The sequence below is a fragment of the Vogesella mureinivorans genome (assembly GCF_007644035.1).
GTDB classification, from domain to species: Bacteria; Pseudomonadota; Gammaproteobacteria; order Burkholderiales; family Chromobacteriaceae; genus Vogesella; species Vogesella mureinivorans.
The window spans coordinates 1-290 of the sequence record NZ_VMTV02000130.1 but is presented as its reverse complement, the minus strand read 5'-3'; the positions used below and the strand labels follow the sequence as shown (position 1 = coordinate 290).

Sequence of the window (290 nt, the reverse complement as noted above, 5' to 3'; positions counted from 1 at the left end):
CATGCGTCCCGAGGATGTGTTCGCGCCCTCGTATCGCGAGTACGGCGCGCAGTTCATGCGCGGCGTGCGGCCGCGCGACGTGCTGATGTACTGGGGCGGCGACGAGCGCGGCAACGATTTTGCGGTTGCCCGGCACGACTACCCCTGGTGCGTGCCGATCGGTACGCAGTGCCTGCATGCGGCCGGTGCCGCGCTGGCCTTCAAGCTGCGCGGCGAAGCCCGCGTCGCGGTGGCCTGCGTGGGTGATGGCGGCAGCTCGAAGTCCGACACCTATGCGGCGATCAACTCGG

At 69.7% G+C, this 290-nt stretch carries 1 protein-coding gene; it reads left to right on the top strand.

Annotated elements, in window-relative coordinates; all coding sequences use genetic code 11:
- Window positions 1–290, top strand: a 290-nt coding sequence (locus tag FLQ44_RS03150; RefSeq protein WP_240801171.1) for a thiamine pyrophosphate-dependent enzyme, incomplete at both ends; no start/stop codon positions are given.